Source organism: Jannaschia pagri (assembly GCF_019655435.1).
Taxonomy (GTDB): domain Bacteria; phylum Pseudomonadota; class Alphaproteobacteria; order Rhodobacterales; family Rhodobacteraceae; genus Jannaschia; species Jannaschia pagri.
Map to the genome: position 1 here is coordinate 53553 of NZ_BPFH01000004.1, position 16807 is coordinate 70359.

Consider the following 16807-nt stretch of genomic DNA (forward strand, 5'->3'; position numbering starts at 1 on the left):
TCAGGCGGCTGTGAAGGTAAGCCCGCGGCGCAGGAACTGCGTGGCGCGGGCCGAGACTTGGTCCGGGTCGCCGGTGGTCAGCATCTCACCGCTGCCATCTGCGCCCATCTCTGGCTTGCGGGAAAGGTAATCGGCCAGGCTTTCGGCCACAATATCCGCCTGACTGAAAACCTTGACGTTTTCGCCAAGCGCCTTCTGAAACGCCTCCTGCACCAGCGGATAATGGGTGCAGCCCAAGATCGCGGCATCGGGCGTGGGCATCTTGCGGGTCAGCGCATCTACATGGGATCGCACCAACGCTTCGGCCAGGATCATGTCGCCGTCTTCGATGGCATCTACCACCCCGCCGCAGGCCTGTGCCTCCACGTCGACGCCGATGGCGCGAAAAGCGAGCTCTCGCTGGAAGGCCCGGCTGGCCACGGTGGCGGGGGTCGCGAACAGAGCCACCTGTTTCACCGCGACCTCGCGCGGGGGAGAGTTGTCGCCCCACTGCCGTTCCGTCAGCGCCTCGATCAGGGGTACAAACACGCCCAAGACACGCTTGCCCTCTGGCACGCCGTCTTCCTGCATCCGACGCAGGGCAGCGGCGGAGGCCGTGTTGCAGGCCAAGATCACAAGATCCGTGCCCCGGTCCCACATATCCTCCACCGCGCGCTTGGTAAGGCGATGCACATCTTCGGCGGTGCGCACGCCGTAGGGCGCGTTGGCGTTATCTCCGTAGTAGCTGACCGGCAGGTCGGGCAAACGCTCCGTCACGGCTTGCCACACGGTGAGGCCCCCCAATCCGCTGTCGAAAATACCAACGCTCATGTGCAGCCCGCCTTTTGGGTGTCGAAGTTAAAGCCGAGGTCATCGCTATCGCGCCCGGCCGCATATGTCTTGGCGCGTAGCCAGGCCATCAGGTCGCTTTGGGTGCCGGGCACTGCTGCGATCTCCTCCGGCGGAATCGGGGTGCCGACGGACAGGCGGACGGGTTTATCGGTCCGGCTTTTGAATTCACGCACCAACAGGCCCAGGCGCAGGGTTTCGTGCAGATGACTGGCCAGGTGGAACAGACGCGAATTGGCGCCCTCGAAATGGATAGGCACCACGGTTGCGCCCGACTGACGGATCAACTTGGCCGAAAAGCCCCGCCAATAGGGGTCCTTGGCCGGGCCAAAGGGTTTGACGGGCGTGCTGACCGCGCCACCCGGGAAAACCCCGATCAGCCCGCCCTCGGCCAGGTATCCCAGCGCTGCCCGCCGCATGGCCAGGTTCACGGCCTGGGCGGCTCGGGTTTCCTCGAAGCTGACGGGCAAGATGACATCCGCCAGATCCGGCGCCCGTAGAAAGACGTCATTGGCGATGATCTTAAAGCCGCTAGGCCGCGCCCGGTTCAGGATCAGCGAGAGCGTTAGCCCATCCAAAATGCCATAGGGATGATTGGCGACGACAACCACGGGACCGTCCGAGGGAATGGCGGATAGATCGCCATGGACCACGTCCGGTTGCAGCCCGTAGCGGACGGCCATTTCCTCCCAGAAGACGGCTCCATTGGCCACGGCCTGATCATACCCGCGCGCCCGCCGAAGCAGCGATCCGCGCCCGGTAAGCGTCTCAAGCCCCCGGATCAGAAAGCGCCCCCGGCGGCTGCGCGCTCCGGTGGCATAGGTGATGTCGCGCGCGATATCCCGTTTCATGCCGTCACCATACCAGAGCGGTGGGCGGGGGGACCATGACGATCTTGTCGCGATACACATGGTTGGCACGGTCTCTGGCGCCGGCTGCAACGGCTGCCACGCCCCTTAAAACGACAAAGGCGCCCCGCAGGGCGCCCCATCTTAGCGATGTCCAGCAGAGGACGATCAGCCGTTGTTTTCAGAGATGAACTTGACCGCATCGCCGAAGGTCTGGATCGACTCGGCTGCGTCATCGGGGATCTCGATCCCGAACTCTTCTTCGAAAGCCATCACCAGCTCGACCGTGTCGAGCGAGTCGGCGCCCAGATCGTCGATGAAGGAGGCGTTCGGAACGACCTTGTCTTCGTCTACGCCCAGATGCTCGACGACTTTCTTGCGGACGCGGTCCTCGATGTCGCTCATGTCTCTACCTCATATCGGTGCCCCTGCTGGGGCCGTTAAGCATGTCCCTCGCCCGGATCATCGGGCTGCTCACTCACATGTGAACACCGGAGATGCGTTCAACCCCCCCGGATTTGTGCGCCGCCTATATCACGCGGTCCGGCGATGGCAAATCCTTTGTCAGGGGACACTCAGGCGGGGTCTTCGGTGCCGCCGATGATGGCATCCACCTCTGTTTCCACCCGCCACCCTGGCTCCACGAAGGCAGAGACCTGCATCACCGTGATGACAGGGCGAATGTCACGGAAGATTTCCCCATGGGCGCGGGCGGCGTCCTCCCAATCTGCGATGTCGGTCAAGAGGATACGCGTGCGTACCACGTCCTCCATGGTCGCGCCCGCCTCCGCCAACGCCGCGCGCGTGATCTCAAAGCAGCGCACCAATTGGCCGTAGGTGTCGGTCGCATCGGTGCCGATGGGCCCGGTGCCCGCGACCGCAACATGATTGCCGATCCGCACGGCGCGGCTAAAGCCCATGATCGGTTCAAGATAACTGCCGGAGGGGATATTCTTCCTCATAGCATCGCCATCCCACCGTTCACATGCAGCACCGTGCCGGTCACATAGGCGGCCTCTGGGCTTGCCAGATAGAGCGTCGCGGCGGCGATCTCCTCGGGCGTGCCCATGCGACCGGCCGGGATTTGGACGTTGATCTTGTCCTTCTGGTCATCGGTCAGCTTGTCGGTCATGGCCGTGGCGATGAAGCCTGGCGCCACGGCGTTCACCGTGATCCCACGCGAGGCCACTTCGTAGGCGAGCGACTTCGCCATGCCCACCATCCCGGCCTTCGAGGCGGCGTAGTTCGCCTGGCCCGGATTGCCCGTGGCGCCAACGATGGAGGAGATATTCACAATCCGACCCCAGCGCGCCTTCATCATGCCGCGCATCACACCTTTGGACAGGCGGAAGGCCGAGGTCAGGTTGACGTCCAGCACCGACTGCCATTCGTCGTCGGACATGCGCATAAACAGGTTGTCGCGCGTGATCCCCGCGTTGTTCACGAGGATATCGACGGCGCCCATCGCTTCGGTCGCTTGTTTGGGCAGGGCCGTCACCGCGTCGGCGTCGCCCAGGTTGCAGGGCAGCACGTGGGCGCGTTCGCCCAACTCATCGGCCAGGGCCTGGAGCGGGTCGACCCGCGTGCCCGACAGGCCGACGGTAGCGCCCGCGCCATGGAGGCTGCGCGCAATGGCGGCACCGATCCCGCCAGAGGCTCCGGTCACGAGCGCCGATTTTCCAGTTAGATCAAACATCTCAAGCCTCTTCCTGAAGGGATTGCACCGCCGCCGTGACATCGGCTGGGGCACCGACCGCGCGACAGGCAATGGTCTTGTCGATCCGACGGATCATGCCCGAGAGCGCCTTGCCAGCCCCGATCTCCCAGACCTCGGTCACGCCAGCGGCGGCCATTGCAGCGACGCTTTCGCGCCAGCGGACGGAGCCGGTGACCTGATCTACCAAGAGCGCGCGAATCTGCGTCGGGTCACTCACAGGCGCCGCCGTGACATTTGCCACAACCGGGACGGAGGGGGCTGCCAGATCGACCGTGTCGAGGGCCTGGGCCATGGCGCGAGCCGCAGGTTCCATCAAATCGCAGTGGAACGGCGCGGAGACGGGCAGCATCACAGCCCGCTTGGCACCGGCTTCTTTGGCCAGAGGCAGGGCGCGCTCAACGGCGTCCTTGTGCCCAGAGATCACCACTTGGGTCGGGTCATTGTCATTGGCAGCCTGGCACACTTGGCCTTCTGCGGCGGCCTGGGCCACGGCGCGGGCGTCGTCGAAGCCCAGACCCAGCAGCGCCGCCATGGCGCCTTGGCCTACGGGCACAGCCGCTTGCATGGCCTCGCCGCGCAGGCGCAGCAGGCGGGCCGCATCGCCCAGATCGAGGGCACCCGCCGCCACCAGAGCGGTGTATTCCCCCAGGGAGTGTCCGGCCACGAAGGCCGCATCGCGCGCGACGTCCACGCCTTCGGCCTCCAAGGCGCGCAGGGCCGCGATGGAGGTCGCCATCAGCGCGGGCTGGGCGTTGCGTGTCAGGGTCAGTGTCTCGGCCTCGCCGGACCAAATTAGACCGGACAGGTCTTCGTCCAAGGCCGCATCCACGGCGTCGAAAACGGCGCGGGCCGCCGGATAGGCCTCGGCCAGGTCGCGGCCCATGCCGATGGTCTGGGCGCCCTGGCCCGGAAAGACGAATGCGCGGGTCATATCCCCTCCGATATCTGCGGTTGGCGCGGTCTATAGCGATTTTGACGCGGCGTGAATTGGGATTTGCCGTTTTTTCGTGCGGTAAGGCGCTGTTTTGCGATCCTCGCACGATGTCTGTGCGGGGATGCCTGTGGTGTCGCCGTGATGGCCCTCTACGTTTTTGACACACCAGTTCATCGCCACGGAAGCTTGCCATGACAGCCACCCATACCGCCGCGACCAACACCGCATCGACCTACGGCTGGGTTGAGCGCGCGTTTCATTGGTCCATCGCCCTGCTGATCGTGACTGCCATCGCCCTCGGCGTCGTCGCCTATGATTGGTCCTATGACACAGATGCCGCCTTGGCGACCAAAGCCACGCTGTTCAGCGCCCATAAGACCGTCGGGATCGCAATTTTCTTCATTGCGCTGGCCCGGATCGCTTGGGCGCTCAGCCAGCCGCGTCCCGCGCCGCTGCATCCGGATCGCAAGGCCGAGACCTTTGCCGCCGCGGCGGTGCATTGGCTGCTCTATGGCTCCCTCGTGTTGGTGCCCGCGTTTGGGTGGGCACACCATGCCACCGCCGAAGGGTTTGCGCCCATCTGGTGGCCATTTGGCCAATCCCTGCCGTTCCTGCCCAAAGACCCGGAGCTGTCGGCGACCCTCGCCACCCTGCACATGGTGTTCGAGCGCGTGATGGTCGCGGCCCTGCTGCTGCACATCTTGGGCACCGTGAAGCACAGCCTCATCGACAAGGATTCGACCTTTGGGCGGATGTGGCGCGGGGTTGATCCCGGCCCCTTGTCGGGTGCCAAGGCCCATGTGGCCCCGGTAGGTGTCGCGCTCGTGGTCTGGGCCGGTGCCCTGGGCGTTGGGTTGGCGCTGGGGCCCAAGACGGCCACGGCGGTCCCGGTTCAAGCTGCCGAGGTGTCTGGCGTGTCCACCTGGACGGTCGAAGAGGGAACGCTATCGATCACGGTGCAACAGCTTGGGGCGGCGGTCACCGGCTCCTTCTCGGAATGGCAGGCCGCCATCGACTTTGACGAGACGCCCCGCGCCGACGGCACCCATGGGACGGTCGAAGTGGGTGTTTCGACGGCGTCGCTGTCCCTGGGTTCGGTGACACAACAGGCCACAAGCGGCGATTTTTTGGCCTCGGAGGCCCATCCGCAGGCGACCTATACCGCGACGCTCCTGTCCGAGGGGGAGGGCTATGTCGCCGATGGCACGCTTTCCGTACGTGGCGTCGATGTGCCCCTGCGCCTTCCGTTCACGCTGGAGCTAGAGGGCGACCGCGCGGTGATGGCCGGAACTGGCACGCTGGATCGTCGCGATTTCGGCATGGGCGAAAGCTACCCCGACGAATCGAGCGTTGGTTTCACGGTGGAGGTCACGGTTGCCCTGACGGCCAGTCGGCTCGAGTGACGGTGTGGGTAGACTGACCGTGCGGGCGGTCGGGGTCGTTAACCATCTCTTAACGCCCCGACCGCGTCGCCCCGAATGGTAACCTTTCGTTAACTGCACTAACGAACTCCTGCCCCCTCGCCACAGCATCAAAGGGGGCAGGCTATGCCGACGGTCCGATCCATCGCAGAACAGATCGTCGCTCGAGAGGGCGGCTACGTGAACGACCCTGACGACCCCGGAGGCGCCACCAATTTCGGTGTCACGATCCACACCATGCGCCGCTTGGGGCTGGACCTGGATGGCGACGGGGATATCGACCCCGCCGATGTCCGTCGTCTGACACGGGTCCAGGCCACGGATATTTTCGTCGAACATTATTTCAAGCGTCCGCGCCTGGCTGAGTTGCCCGAGACGCTGCAGGCCAGCGTGTTCGACATGTATGTGAACGCGGGCGCGAATGCGGTTCGTATCCTGCAACGTCTGCTCAATCGCATGGGGCAACGGGTGGCCGTCGATGGGACGATCGGCCCGCAAACCATCGGTGCAGCTAGGGCGGCGGCCGCAGCGGCCCCGGACCATATCGCGGACGCCTATGGGATTGCGCGTCGGAATTACTACTACGCTTTGGCCGACCGCCGGGCCGCGTCGCGCAAATATGCGCGCAGGCGGGATGGCGGGAAGGGCGGATGGATCACCCGGGCCGAAGAATTCATCAGCCCGAGGTTTCACCTGAGCGCGGCGCAGCATCGGGAAAGGACCGCGAAATGGGGATGATTGGCAGCCTTGTGCGCGGGGCAGGCGCCGTCAGTGGTCTCGGCGATGCGGCCAAGGGCCTGTCGGAGGTCTTCGTGCCCAATGCGACGGCGGGTCAGGCCCTGGAACATGCCGCCCACCGCGCCGCCTTAGAGCAGCTTTCAGCCGAAATGGGGCGCACCGCCCGTGGCCCATTTGATCGGCTGGTCGACGGTCTCAACCGCCTGCCGCGCCCGATGCTGGCGTTGGGCACCTTAGGACTGTTCATTTACGCAATGGTTGCGCCCGTTCCCTTTGCGGCGCGTATGGAAGGCCTGGGGTACGTCCCAGACCCCCTGTGGTGGTTGCTGGGCGCCATCGTAAGCTTCTATTTCGGCGCGCGAGAGCTGCACTACCTACGGGGGCCGCGCGTGCCGCGACCTGTGCATCAGCCGAGGCCCCCCCGGCGGACGGCGTCTTGGTCGGCTGCTCTGGATGGGGCAGGCGCAGCGTCGCCTGATGTTTCTGGCGGGACGGACGGTGCGACGCCTGAAATCGACGCTCAGGATGCGCTCGACACCCCCTCGGACGCCCGTGCCGCAGATATGGCTGACAATCCAGCGCTCGCGGATTGGATTACGGCCCAACGACGGTGACAGCGGAGCGTCAGATCGCCGCAAAAAGAGGCAGATGTTAACAGGGGCGTGACGCCGCACCCCATTGGCGATCCATGGTCCGGGGGATATACACAGGGCCATGATTATTGAGCTCGGTCACTTCGCCCTGATCCTCGCCTTCGCGGTCGCAATCGCGCAGACGGTTGTGCCGCTGGTCGGCGCCCATTATCGTTGGAGCGGGTGGATGGCCATGGCCTCGCCCGCGGCGACGATCCAGGTCTTGCTGGTCGGGTTCAGCTTTGCCGCGCTGACCTATGCTTTTGTGACCTCCGACTTCTCACTGAGACTGGTGGTCCTGAACTCGCACACGGACAAACCGATGCTCTATAAGATCTCGGGCGTCTGGGGGAACCACGAGGGATCGCTTTTGCTCTGGGTGCTTATTCTGGCGCTGTTCGGAGCAGCTGCGGCCTGGTTCGGACAGCAACTGCCTGAGACGCTGCGCGCCCGCGTTTTGGGTGTGCAGGCAAGTGTGGGCGTGGCGTTTTACGCGTTCATCCTGTTCACCTCTAACCCGTTCGAGCGGCTGGCTTTTCCCCCCTTCAACGGGGAGGATCTGAACCCGCTGCTCCAAGACCCTGGCCTGGCCTTTCACCCGCCGTTTCTGTATCTCGGCTACGTCGGCCTTTCGATGGCCTTCAGCTTCGCCGTGGCCGCCTTGCTCGAAGGGCGCGTAGACGCGGCCTGGGGGCGCTGGGTACGGCCTTGGACGCTGGCGGCGTGGTTGTTCCTGACCATCGGGATCGCGTTGGGGTCATGGTGGGCCTATTACGAGCTTGGGTGGGGCGGCTTCTGGTTCTGGGACCCGGTCGAAAACGCGTCGTTCATGCCTTGGCTCATCGCCGCTGCGCTCCTGCACTCCGCCATCGTGGTGGAGAAGCGCGAGGCGCTGAAGGCCTGGACGATCTTGCTCGCAATCCTGGCGTTTGGCTTTTCGCTGGTAGGGACGTTTATCGTTCGGTCTGGCGTCCTGACGTCGGTCCACGCCTTCGCGAATGATCCGGAGCGCGGGGTCTACATCCTGGCGATCCTGGCGATTTTCACCGGTGGCGCCTTACTCCTCTACGCGGTCCGCGCACCGGTCATGCAGGCCAAAGGCGTGTTTGGCGTGGTTAGCCGCGAAAGTGCGCTTGTCGCCAACAACCTGCTCCTCGCTGTGTCCTGTTTCGTTGTGTTCATCGGGACGATCTGGCCGCTGGTGGCCGAAGTGGCGTTTGATCGGAAGCTGTCCGTCGGCCCGCCGTTCTTCAACGCAGCCTTTACGCCTTTCGTGATCGCGCTGGCGGCGTTGCTGCCCCTGGGATCCATCTTGCCGTGGAAGCGTGGGGGCGGCGCCCATTGGGGCAAACTTGTGCCCGTCGCCGTTCTGTCCGTCGCTGTGGCCGGTCTCATTTGGGCCATGCAGACGGGTCAAAGCCTGGGCGGGCCGCTTGGGGTTGCCCTGGGTGTTTGGCTGGTCGTCGGTGCGGGTGTTGACCTGGCCACGCGGACGGGCCGCGGATCGGTTGGGGATCGTTTGCGGCGCTTGACCCGGCTGCCGGGTGCAGATTGGGGCAAAGCGCTGGCCCATGGCGGGTTGGGGATCACGATCTTCGGGGTCGCTGGTCTGACCGCATGGGAGCAAGAGAAGATCGAGATCATGGCCGTGGGCGACCGTATGGAGCTTGGGCGCTATGAGGTCGTTCTAGAAGACGTCAGCCGCGTGCAGGGACCGAACTACATCTCGACCATGGCGCGAATGCATGTCTACGAGGGCGGGCGCGACATTGGCGTGCTCATTCCTGAAAAGCGCATTTACCCTGTGGCGCAAATGCCCACCACCGAGGCCGGCATCGACAATGGGTTCCTGCGCGACGTCTATGCCGTCATCGGTGATCCGCAGCAGGGCGGTGGCTGGGCGGTTCGCGTCTATATCAAGCCATTTGCCAACTGGATTTGGGGTGGCGCAATCATCATGGCCCTGGGTGGCCTCGTCTCCCTCGGGGATCGCCGGTATCGCGTGGCGGGGGGTGCCCGGCGCAAGGCGCCCGTGGCCGGGGTGCCCGCAGAATGAGGGCCGCGCTCATCGGAGCGTGCTTGCTCCTCTTCGCGGGACCCGTGGCAGCGGTGCAGCCAGATGAAGTGCTCGATGATCCGGTGCTTGAGGAACGGGCGCGCGAGCTATCCAAGGGTCTGCGCTGCCTCGTGTGCCGAAACGAGAGCATCGACGAAAGCAACGCTGGTTTGGCGCGCGACCTGCGGCTCCTGGTGCGTGAACGCCTGGTCGCTGGGGATACCGACGAAGAACTGATCGATTACGTCGTGGATCGATACGGGGAATACGTGCTGCTGAACCCGCCAGCCTCCGGCTCAACGCTGTTGCTGTGGGGCGCGCCGCTCGCGCTGCTTTTGCTGGGGGCAGGTGTCGCCACGGCCCATATCACGCGCCAGCGCCGCGCCGTGCCCGATGGGTTGTCTGACGCGGAAGAGGCGCGCGTGCGGGAACTGCTCAAGGCTGAGGACTGAGCGACCGGCCCTGGACCTTTGGCTGTGTCCTGCGGTATGAGCTCCACACGGTCCGCAGTTCACCGAGGCACCGCCGCCCCGCTTGGGGTACGCTGAACCTGCTTTGAGACGTTGATAGATCAACGATCCACTCCGCCTTCCGGCGGGCAAGGGCGGTCCCCCGACACTCCTCTATGGGGTGGCGCGTTGGCGGCAGGAGATCGACCATGCCGAGGGAAGCCTTCCCACTCGTCCTAGAGGACGTGACACAATTCACCCGCAGCCTGCGACATCAGGTGCCCGGTGACATCCCCCATCAGACGATGCTCAACCATGTGGCGCGCGCGGCGGGCTATCGCAATTTCCAACACCTCAAGGCCGCCAGCGGGTGGGGCGAAGCACCGACCGAAGCGCCCCCGAATCTGGCTCAGGTGCGCCGGGCTGCTGCCCGATTCGACGCCGAAGGCCGCTTCACCGGTTGGCCCACTAAGCGGTCGCTTCGCATGTTGTGCCTCTGGCCCATCTGGGCGCGGTTGGATCCCCGCGGCGTGCGGACGGAGCGGCAAATCTCCGATGAGATTCATGCGCTCTGTACGTTCCGCGATGCGGCGGGCATCCGCCGCGAGATGGTGGGTGAGGGGATGCTGACCCGGACCCGGGATGGCAGCGAATACCGCCGGATCAACCGCGCGCCAACATCGACTCAACGGGCGCTGATCCGGCTTGTCTTGCCGTGATGTCGCGCTTTCCTGCGGGCAATTGTTTGCCTAAGCCTTAAGGGACGGCCCCTGGGTATTATGTCCGGGGGCCTTGCCACAGCGGGCCAAGGGTCCGTCGCAACCCGATGGGCAGGAGCCGCGCCATGAACTACGAAACGATCCGCCTGAGCTTCCGAGATGGGGTGGGCATCCTGACGCTGAACCGCCCGGATGTGATGAACGCGCTTTCGACGCAGATGCGCGCTGAAATCCTGCACGCGGTGCAATCCGCCGAACGGCAGGCCCGCGTGCTCGTCATGACGGGCAAGGGCAAGTGTTTTTGCTCCGGCCAGGACCTGGGCGACCGCTCCAACATGAACACGCTCAATCTGGAGCGGACGCTGCGCGACGAATATGAGCCCATGCTGAAGGCGATCTTTGACTGTGAGATCCCAACCATCGCCGCCGTTAACGGCCCTGCGGCGGGGGCGGGGGCCAACCTGGCGCTCGCGTGTGACGTTGTCATCGCCACCGAAAGCGCCGTGTTCCTTCAGGCGTTTACGCGCATCGGTCTGATTCCAGACGCGGGCGGGACCTATTGGTTGCCGCGTCAAATCGGGACGGCCAAGGCCATGGGGGCCGCGCTTTTTGCGGAGCCGGTCACCGCCCAACAGGCCAGCGATTGGGGCATGATCTGGGAGGCCGCGCCCGACGAGCGCTTCGCCGACGTCTGGGCCGAACGGGCGCAGCACCTCGCGAATGGGCCGTCCACGGCCTACGCCGCTGTCAAACAGGCAATCCGGGGCAGTTTCGACAACACCCGTGATGAGCAGCTCGCCCTTGAGGCCAAGTTGCAGGGTCAGGCCGGACAGACCCGCGATTTCAAGGAAGGCGTGCTGGCCTTTCTAGAAAAGCGCGCCGCGCGGTTCGAAGGGCGGTAGGCCGGGACGCGCGCGCGGGTCACCGCCCGGCTTCCGCCATGCCTTGCCCCCGGTCGCGGTCGCGTCGTATCAGGCGGCACGTGTTGGGGAGATCGAGCTCATGGAATTGCGCCGCGTTGTCGTGACGGGTCTGGGAATTGTGTCACCGCTGGCCTGCGGGATCGAAGAGACATGGCGCCGCTTGATCGACGGGCAGTCGGGCGCCGGGCCGATCACGCGCTTTGACGCCAGCCACTTGGCAACGACCTATGCCTGCGAAGTCCCGCGCGGTGACGGCACTGACGGAACGTTCAATCCCGACGATTGGATGGCGCCTAAGGAACAGCGCAAAGTGGATGAGTTCATCCTCTATGGTATGGCGGCAGCTCAGCAAGCGGTGGAGGATTCCGGCTGGACCCCTGGCGAAGAGGGCAAGCTGCGCACGGGCGTTATGATCGGATCAGGGATCGGCGGCCTATCGGCCATCGCGGATACCGCCGTCCTGCTGAAGGAACGGGGGCCGCGCCGCGTGTCACCGTTCTTTATCCCCTCGGCCTTGATTAACCTCGTATCCGGTCAAGTGAGCATCAAATACGGCTTCAAAGGCCCGAACCATGCGGTGGTGACCGCCTGTTCGACGGGCGCCCATGCCATTGGCGACGCCGCGCGTCTCATTATGTTGGGTGACGCGGACGTGATGGTCGCGGGCGGGGCAGAATCGCCCATCTCCGAGATTGGCATCGCTGGGTTCAATGCTTGTAAGGCTCTCTCGACCAAGTTCGCCGACGACCCGAAATCGGCCTCGCGCCCCTATTCTGAGGACCGCGATGGCTTCGTCATGGGGGAGGGCGCCGGGGTCGTGGTGCTGGAGGAATACGAGCACGCCAAGGCGCGGGGCGCCAAGATCTATGCCGAAGTGCGCGGCTATGGATTGTCGGGCGACGCCTATCACATCACCGCTCCGTCTGAGGATGGCGAGGGCGGGGAACGGGCCATGCGGGCCGCGCTCAAGAATGCGGGTCTGACGCCGGGGGACATTGACTACATCAACGCCCACGGCACCTCGACCATGGCGGACACCATTGAGTTGGGCGCGGTAGAGCGGATGCTGGGCGACCATGCGGGCAAGGTCACGATGTCGTCGACGAAGTCGGCCGTGGGCCATTTGCTGGGCGCTGCCGGCGCGGTAGAAGCTATTTTCTGCATCCTGGCCTTGCGCGACCAGATCGCGCCGCCCACTTTGAACTTGGACACGCCCGCCGTGGACACAAAGCTGTCGCTTGCGCCGAAGGTTGCCGAGAAGCGGAAGATTGACGTGGTCCTGTCGAATTCCTTCGGGTTTGGCGGTACGAATGCGACGCTTATCTTGTCGAAACCACATTAACATCGGAACGGAACCCTCTGATGTGGAAGCATATCGCGGCGAATGCCTTGACCCTCGGGATCGTGGTGATCGTGTGCCTGGCGGGTCTGGTGCAGCTTGGCAAAAGCCGTTGGGCGGAGCCTGGGCCGCTGGCCGAAGCCGCGTTCTTTGAAGTACCGCGCGGGGCAAATCTGGATCGCGTGAGCGTGGCACTGGCGCGGGATGGCATCGTCAGTTCTGACAGTATTTTCCGCATCGGAACGAAATATGCGGAACGGGATCGTGACCTGAAGTTCGGGACCTATGAGATCCCGGCGGGGGCGTCGATGCCGGAGGTGCTGGACATCATCACAGCGGGCGGGCCTTCTGTCTTCCCCTACACGGTCACCTACTTGTTGCGCGCGCGCGGGCCTGAGGTGCGCGTTCGGGAGCGTGTCCCCGGGCAGGATGCGCCGGTGGAGGTCGCCACCTTTGCGCCTGGTGTGGACGCGACGCCGGAGGCCTACACCGACCTTGTGGCAAGGGGTGTGCCGATCACCTGGCGGGTCTCGGTTGCGCCTGGCCTGACCTCCTGGGAGGTGGTCGAGGGCTTGAAGGGCGCCGATTTCCTAGAGGGGGTCGACGGGTTGGTCGTGCCGCCCGAAGGCAGCCTGGCGCCCGATACCTATGACGTGGCCCGGGGGTCCGACGCCGGAGACCTGTTGCAGCGGATGCGCGTGGCGCAGGAGCGGATCCTGGCGGAGGCCTGGGCGGCGCGGGTGCCAGGTCTGCCGCTGGAGACGCCGCAGGAGGCGCTGACGCTTGCGTCTATCATCGAGAAGGAGACCGGTGTCGCCGAGGAGCGTCGGTTGGTGTCCGCCGTCTTCGTAAACCGATTAAACCAGGGGATGCGTCTGCAGACGGACCCGACGGTGATTTACGGGATCACGAACGGCCAGGGTGGCCTCGGCCGTGGTTTGCGGCGGAGCGAGTTGGACCGGACCACGCCCTACAACACCTATCGGATTGATGGTTTGCCGCCGGGGCCGATTGCCAACCCAAGCGCCGCTGCGATCCGCGCGGCCATGGATCCCGAAGAGACCGATTTCATCTTTTTCGTGGCCGATGGGACCGGAGGCCATGCGTTCGCCGAGACCTTGGCCGAACACAATCGGAACGTTGCTGCGTGGCGGGCGATTGAAGCGGCTCGGCAATCCACCAGCGGTAATTGAAAAAGGGACGGCGATGTGCCGTCCCTTTCTACGTGTCTGATGTGACAAGTCTTTATTTGTCGACCACCGCCACGTCGCGCCCGGCGGGCACCATGATGACGACCTGGCCTGCGGCGTTCGTGAACGTGAACTCGGTATTGGGCACTGCCGTCAGATCCATATCGATTGGTTGGGCGTCGCTCAGCACTTTGCCGCCTTGGATCACGACCGGCTCCGCCGAGCTGTAAGACGTAATCAGCGCATCCGCGTCGGTCGGATTGATTGCGGCGGCCTGGTCGATCAGTGGGCTCTCGGTTGTGACGCTGCCATCGACATAGGCGATGCCCTTGATGCCGGTTGATGCCATCTGCGCAAAGGCGGCAGGTGCGGTGATGAGCAGGGCGGCGGCGGTGGTCATAAGCGTCTTGGACATGTCGTAACCTTTCCAATGTGCGGCCCGCGAGACGTTGAATGCGGGCCGCGATGTCTGGAAAAGAAACGGCGGGTTTGGGATCAGGTTCCGAAGATATCGGTCGCCAGCCTGGAACAGGTTGGCGAGATCCTAACGAAATACGCACTAAATCAATATGTTGCCGACAGTCTTTGGATCGGTGCAAACCCGCCTTCGATACGTTGGTCCTTTGGGAAGACGTCCGTCGCTGGTGACAGTGCCCCGCCCATTGCACCTGCGCCCTGGTCGGGACACGTGCCATGGGATGGACAGGCGTCGTCCCTGGCAGCGATCCGCCTTACTCGGTTGAGATGTCGACGGATCTGCCCTCTGGGACCTTGACCACGATTTGACCAGCCGCGTTCGTGAAGGCAAAGCCGCTGTCACCCAGGGGCGTCAACACCATGTCGACGGCGGATGCCTCGCTGAGTGTTTCATTGCCTTGCAAAATGACGGGCGGCTTCGTGCTTTGCACGATGATGCGCAGGTCCGCGGCAGCGGCGGGGACGGCCACGACGAGAGATACCGCCAAAGCGATTGGGGTCTTCATAGGCTATTCCTTTCGTTAAATCTCGGACGGGTCGATATGCGATGCGTCCGACCAAGGTGTGCTTGGTGGCCTGACTTTGGCGGAGGGATGCTGGCGACTCTAGGGTTGAATGGCGCAGTGCTCTGGCTTAGGCGCAAATGTGCGCAGTTCGTAAATATATAACATAATCAGTAATTTAAGAATTATCGACGATCACGGAATATTTCCGTTGACCCACAGAACGCTCACGAACACATTTGGGACAAGCTGGAAGACATGGGCGAGGCGCGGATCGGGAGACATCCTGGGGCGCCTCGTTTTTTGTCTCGATCGTGCGGACCGGGGAAACCTGCACGGGAGCAAGTTCATGATCGAGGAAACGAGTGTGGTCGCCGGGGATACCGACCTGGGCGATGTCGAAGGACGGGCGCGTTCGGCGCTGCGCAGCATGGAGACGCTGCGGGATGTATTGGATCGCAAGGCTCTGGAATTGGCTGAGACACCTATCGACGGGATCAAACCCGACGATGTGCTGAAGCTGAGCCGGGACCTTGCCAAGGCCGTCTCTCAGGCGGTGGATTTAGAAGGGAAGGTGGCGGATGCCGGACGGATCGAACGCGGAGGGGACGGGCTTGACCTGGCCAGTGCGCGGGCTGAAGTCCGGCGCCGCCTCGATCTCCTGCTTGAGCGAGGCTGAGCGGGAGGTCTTTCTGGACGGCTTAAGTGACAATGCCTTGGCGTCGTTGCCCTGGCTGTTCGACTTCTGGGCCCTGGATCATCAGGTGCCGCCTGTGGGGACATGGCGGACCTGGGTGATCTTGGGCGGGCGCGGCGCGGGGAAGACCCGCGCCGGTGCGGAATGGGTGCGGTCCCAGGTGGAAGGGCCGCGCGCCCTGCAGCCTGGGTTCGCGCGGCGCGTCGCGCTGGTCGGGGAGACCTATGAACAGGTGCGTGACGTGATGATTGAGGGGGAGAGCGGGATACTGGCCTGTTCGCCCCCAGACCGCCGCCCGGTCTGGAAGGCCGGGCAGCGGAAGCTGGTTTGGGAAAACGGGGCGGAGGCGCAGGCCTTTTCGGCCCATGACCCGGAGGCCCTCCGGGGACCTCAGTTCGACGCGGCTTGGGTGGATGAACTGGCGAAGTGGAAGCGCGGGTCCGAAACCTGGGACAACTTGCAGTTTTGTCTGCGGCTGGGAGAGGACCCCCGCGCCGTGGTGACGACGACGCCCCGCAACGTAGAGGTGTTGAAGGAGGTTTTGGCGCGGCCCACGACCGTGTCGACCCATGCGCCGACCGAGGCGAACCGGGCGCATCTGGCGCGCGGCTTCTTGGAGGAGGTCCGCGCGAAATACGCGGGCACGCGGCTGGGTCGGCAGGAGTTGGACGGCGTGCTGCTGGAAGACATGGAGGGGGCGTTCTGGACGACCTCTGGCTTGGACGCTTTGCGGGGGGATCCGCCGGAGGCGTTCGACCGGGTGATAGTCGGCGTGGACCCGGCGGTGAGTTCGGGCGGTGCTTCGGACGAGACGGGGATCGTGGTTGTCGGCGCGATGACCCAAGGGGCGCCGCAGGACTGGCGCGCTTGGGTGTTGGAGGATGCCACGGTCAGTGCCGCCTCGCCCACGGAATGGGCGGCGGCGGTGGCCTCGGCCTACGACCGCTGGAACGCGGACCGCGTGGTGGCTGAGGGCAATCAGGGCGGCGAGATGATCGAAGCCGTGTTGCGCCAAGTGGCGCCCTTGGTGGCCTATCGGAAGGTCACGGCGCGGGCGGCCAAGGGCGTTCGAGCGGAGCCGGTGGCAGCGCTCTACGAGCAGGGCCGAGTGCGGCACGCGCGGGGTTTGGCGCGGCTAGAGGATCAGATGTGCCGGATGGGGGCCACGGGCTACCAGGGGCGGGGCTCGCCCGACCGGGTGGACGCGCTGGTCTGGGCGCTGTGGGAGGCCATGCTGGATCCCGCCAGGCAGGGGGCGGGGCCGCGGATGCGGCAGCTTTGACCAAGGATGAGCGGGGCGCGGGCGGGCGCCCCTTTTTTATGGGCAAGATGAAGG

Annotated in this window: 19 protein-coding genes; 11 read left to right on the forward strand and 8 right to left on the reverse strand. The window is 64.6% G+C overall.

The window, feature by feature from the left end:
* From K5R33_RS11190 to fabD, 6 genes are all read right to left on the reverse strand, one after another.
* Complete coding sequence (locus tag K5R33_RS11190; protein WP_220749136.1) at positions 1–810, reverse strand: glutamate racemase; 810 nt, start codon at positions 808–810, stop codon at positions 1–3.
* Positions 807–1679, reverse strand: coding sequence for a lysophospholipid acyltransferase family protein (locus K5R33_RS11195; RefSeq protein ID WP_220749137.1), 873 nt, complete (start codon positions 1677–1679; stop codon positions 807–809). The genes K5R33_RS11190 and K5R33_RS11195 overlap by 4 nt, the downstream gene beginning before the upstream one ends.
* Positions 1680–1844: 165 nt before the next feature.
* Positions 1845–2081 (reverse strand): acyl carrier protein, encoded by a 237-nt coding sequence (locus K5R33_RS11200; protein ID WP_220749138.1) that lies wholly within the window; start codon positions 2079–2081, stop codon positions 1845–1847.
* 170 nt (positions 2082–2251) lie between these two features.
* On the reverse strand, positions 2252–2638 hold the full coding sequence (locus K5R33_RS11205) for a RidA family protein (protein WP_220749139.1): 387 nt from the start codon (positions 2636–2638) through the stop codon (positions 2252–2254).
* Entirely contained in the window at positions 2635–3372 is a 738-nt protein-coding gene (gene fabG, locus K5R33_RS11210; RefSeq protein ID WP_220749140.1) for a 3-oxoacyl-[acyl-carrier-protein] reductase, read from the reverse strand. The genes K5R33_RS11205 and fabG overlap by 4 nt, the downstream gene beginning before the upstream one ends.
* Before the next feature lies 1 nt (position 3373).
* Entirely contained in the window at positions 3374–4324 is a 951-nt protein-coding gene (gene fabD / locus K5R33_RS11215) for an ACP S-malonyltransferase (protein WP_220749141.1), read from the reverse strand.
* Between the two features lie 194 nt (positions 4325–4518).
* Here fabD and K5R33_RS11220 point away from each other — a divergent pair, with 194 nt between their 5' ends.
* The 9 genes from K5R33_RS11220 to mltG all read left to right on the forward strand — a co-directional run bounded on the left by K5R33_RS11220 (position 4519) and on the right by mltG (position 13797).
* Entirely contained in the window at positions 4519–5730 is a 1212-nt protein-coding gene (locus tag K5R33_RS11220; protein WP_220749142.1) for a cytochrome b/b6 domain-containing protein, read from the forward strand.
* A gap of 144 nt (positions 5731–5874) precedes the next feature.
* Positions 5875–6486 carry a holin-associated N-acetylmuramidase gene (locus tag K5R33_RS11225; protein ID WP_220749143.1) on the forward strand — a complete coding sequence of 204 codons (612 nt, stop codon included), beginning with the start codon at positions 5875–5877 and terminating at the stop codon, positions 6484–6486.
* Positions 6477–7100 carry a holin family protein gene (locus K5R33_RS11230; RefSeq protein WP_220749144.1) on the forward strand — a complete coding sequence of 208 codons (624 nt, stop codon included), beginning with the start codon at positions 6477–6479 and terminating at the stop codon, positions 7098–7100. Before K5R33_RS11225 ends, K5R33_RS11230 begins: the two co-directional genes overlap by 10 nt.
* Positions 7101–7200: 100 nt before the next feature.
* Positions 7201–9174 carry a heme lyase CcmF/NrfE family subunit gene (locus K5R33_RS11235; RefSeq protein WP_220749145.1) on the forward strand — a complete coding sequence of 658 codons (1974 nt, stop codon included), beginning with the start codon at positions 7201–7203 and terminating at the stop codon, positions 9172–9174.
* Positions 9171–9626 (forward strand): cytochrome c-type biogenesis protein, encoded by a 456-nt coding sequence (locus tag K5R33_RS11240; RefSeq protein ID WP_220749146.1) that lies wholly within the window; start codon positions 9171–9173, stop codon positions 9624–9626. Before K5R33_RS11235 ends, K5R33_RS11240 begins: the two co-directional genes overlap by 4 nt.
* Positions 9627–9832: 206 nt before the next feature.
* The gene (locus K5R33_RS11245) at positions 9833–10342 is read left to right on the forward strand and encodes a DUF2087 domain-containing protein (protein ID WP_220749147.1); all 510 of its coding nucleotides are present in this window, start codon (positions 9833–9835) and stop codon (positions 10340–10342) included.
* Positions 10343–10467: 125 nt separating this feature from the next.
* On the forward strand, positions 10468–11244 hold the full coding sequence (locus K5R33_RS11250) for an enoyl-CoA hydratase-related protein (protein ID WP_220749148.1): 777 nt from the start codon (positions 10468–10470) through the stop codon (positions 11242–11244).
* 106 nt (positions 11245–11350) lie between these two features.
* The gene (gene fabF, locus K5R33_RS11255; protein ID WP_220749492.1) at positions 11351–12607 is read left to right on the forward strand and encodes a beta-ketoacyl-ACP synthase II; all 1257 of its coding nucleotides are present in this window, start codon (positions 11351–11353) and stop codon (positions 12605–12607) included.
* 20 nt (positions 12608–12627) lie between these two features.
* On the forward strand, positions 12628–13797 hold the full coding sequence (gene mltG / locus K5R33_RS11260) for an endolytic transglycosylase MltG (protein WP_220749149.1): 1170 nt from the start codon (positions 12628–12630) through the stop codon (positions 13795–13797).
* 52 nt (positions 13798–13849) lie between these two features.
* Here mltG and K5R33_RS11265 read toward each other — a convergent pair whose 3' ends face one another.
* Positions 13850–14209 (reverse strand): hypothetical protein, encoded by a 360-nt coding sequence (locus K5R33_RS11265; RefSeq protein ID WP_220749150.1) that lies wholly within the window; start codon positions 14207–14209, stop codon positions 13850–13852.
* Between the two features lie 316 nt (positions 14210–14525).
* Positions 14526–14777, reverse strand: a complete 252-nt coding sequence (locus tag K5R33_RS11270; RefSeq protein ID WP_220749151.1) for a hypothetical protein — start codon at positions 14775–14777, stop codon at positions 14526–14528.
* A 346-nt stretch (positions 14778–15123) separates the two neighbouring features.
* Here K5R33_RS11270 and K5R33_RS11275 point away from each other — a divergent pair, with 346 nt between their 5' ends.
* Together K5R33_RS11275 and K5R33_RS11280 are read left to right on the forward strand one after the other, a co-directional pair.
* Positions 15124–15453 (forward strand): hypothetical protein, encoded by a 330-nt coding sequence (locus K5R33_RS11275; RefSeq protein ID WP_220749152.1) that lies wholly within the window; start codon positions 15124–15126, stop codon positions 15451–15453.
* Entirely contained in the window at positions 15356–16753 is a 1398-nt protein-coding gene (locus K5R33_RS11280) for a DNA-packaging protein (protein ID WP_220749153.1), read from the forward strand. Before K5R33_RS11275 ends, K5R33_RS11280 begins: the two co-directional genes overlap by 98 nt.
* Positions 16754–16807 lie beyond the last annotated feature (54 nt).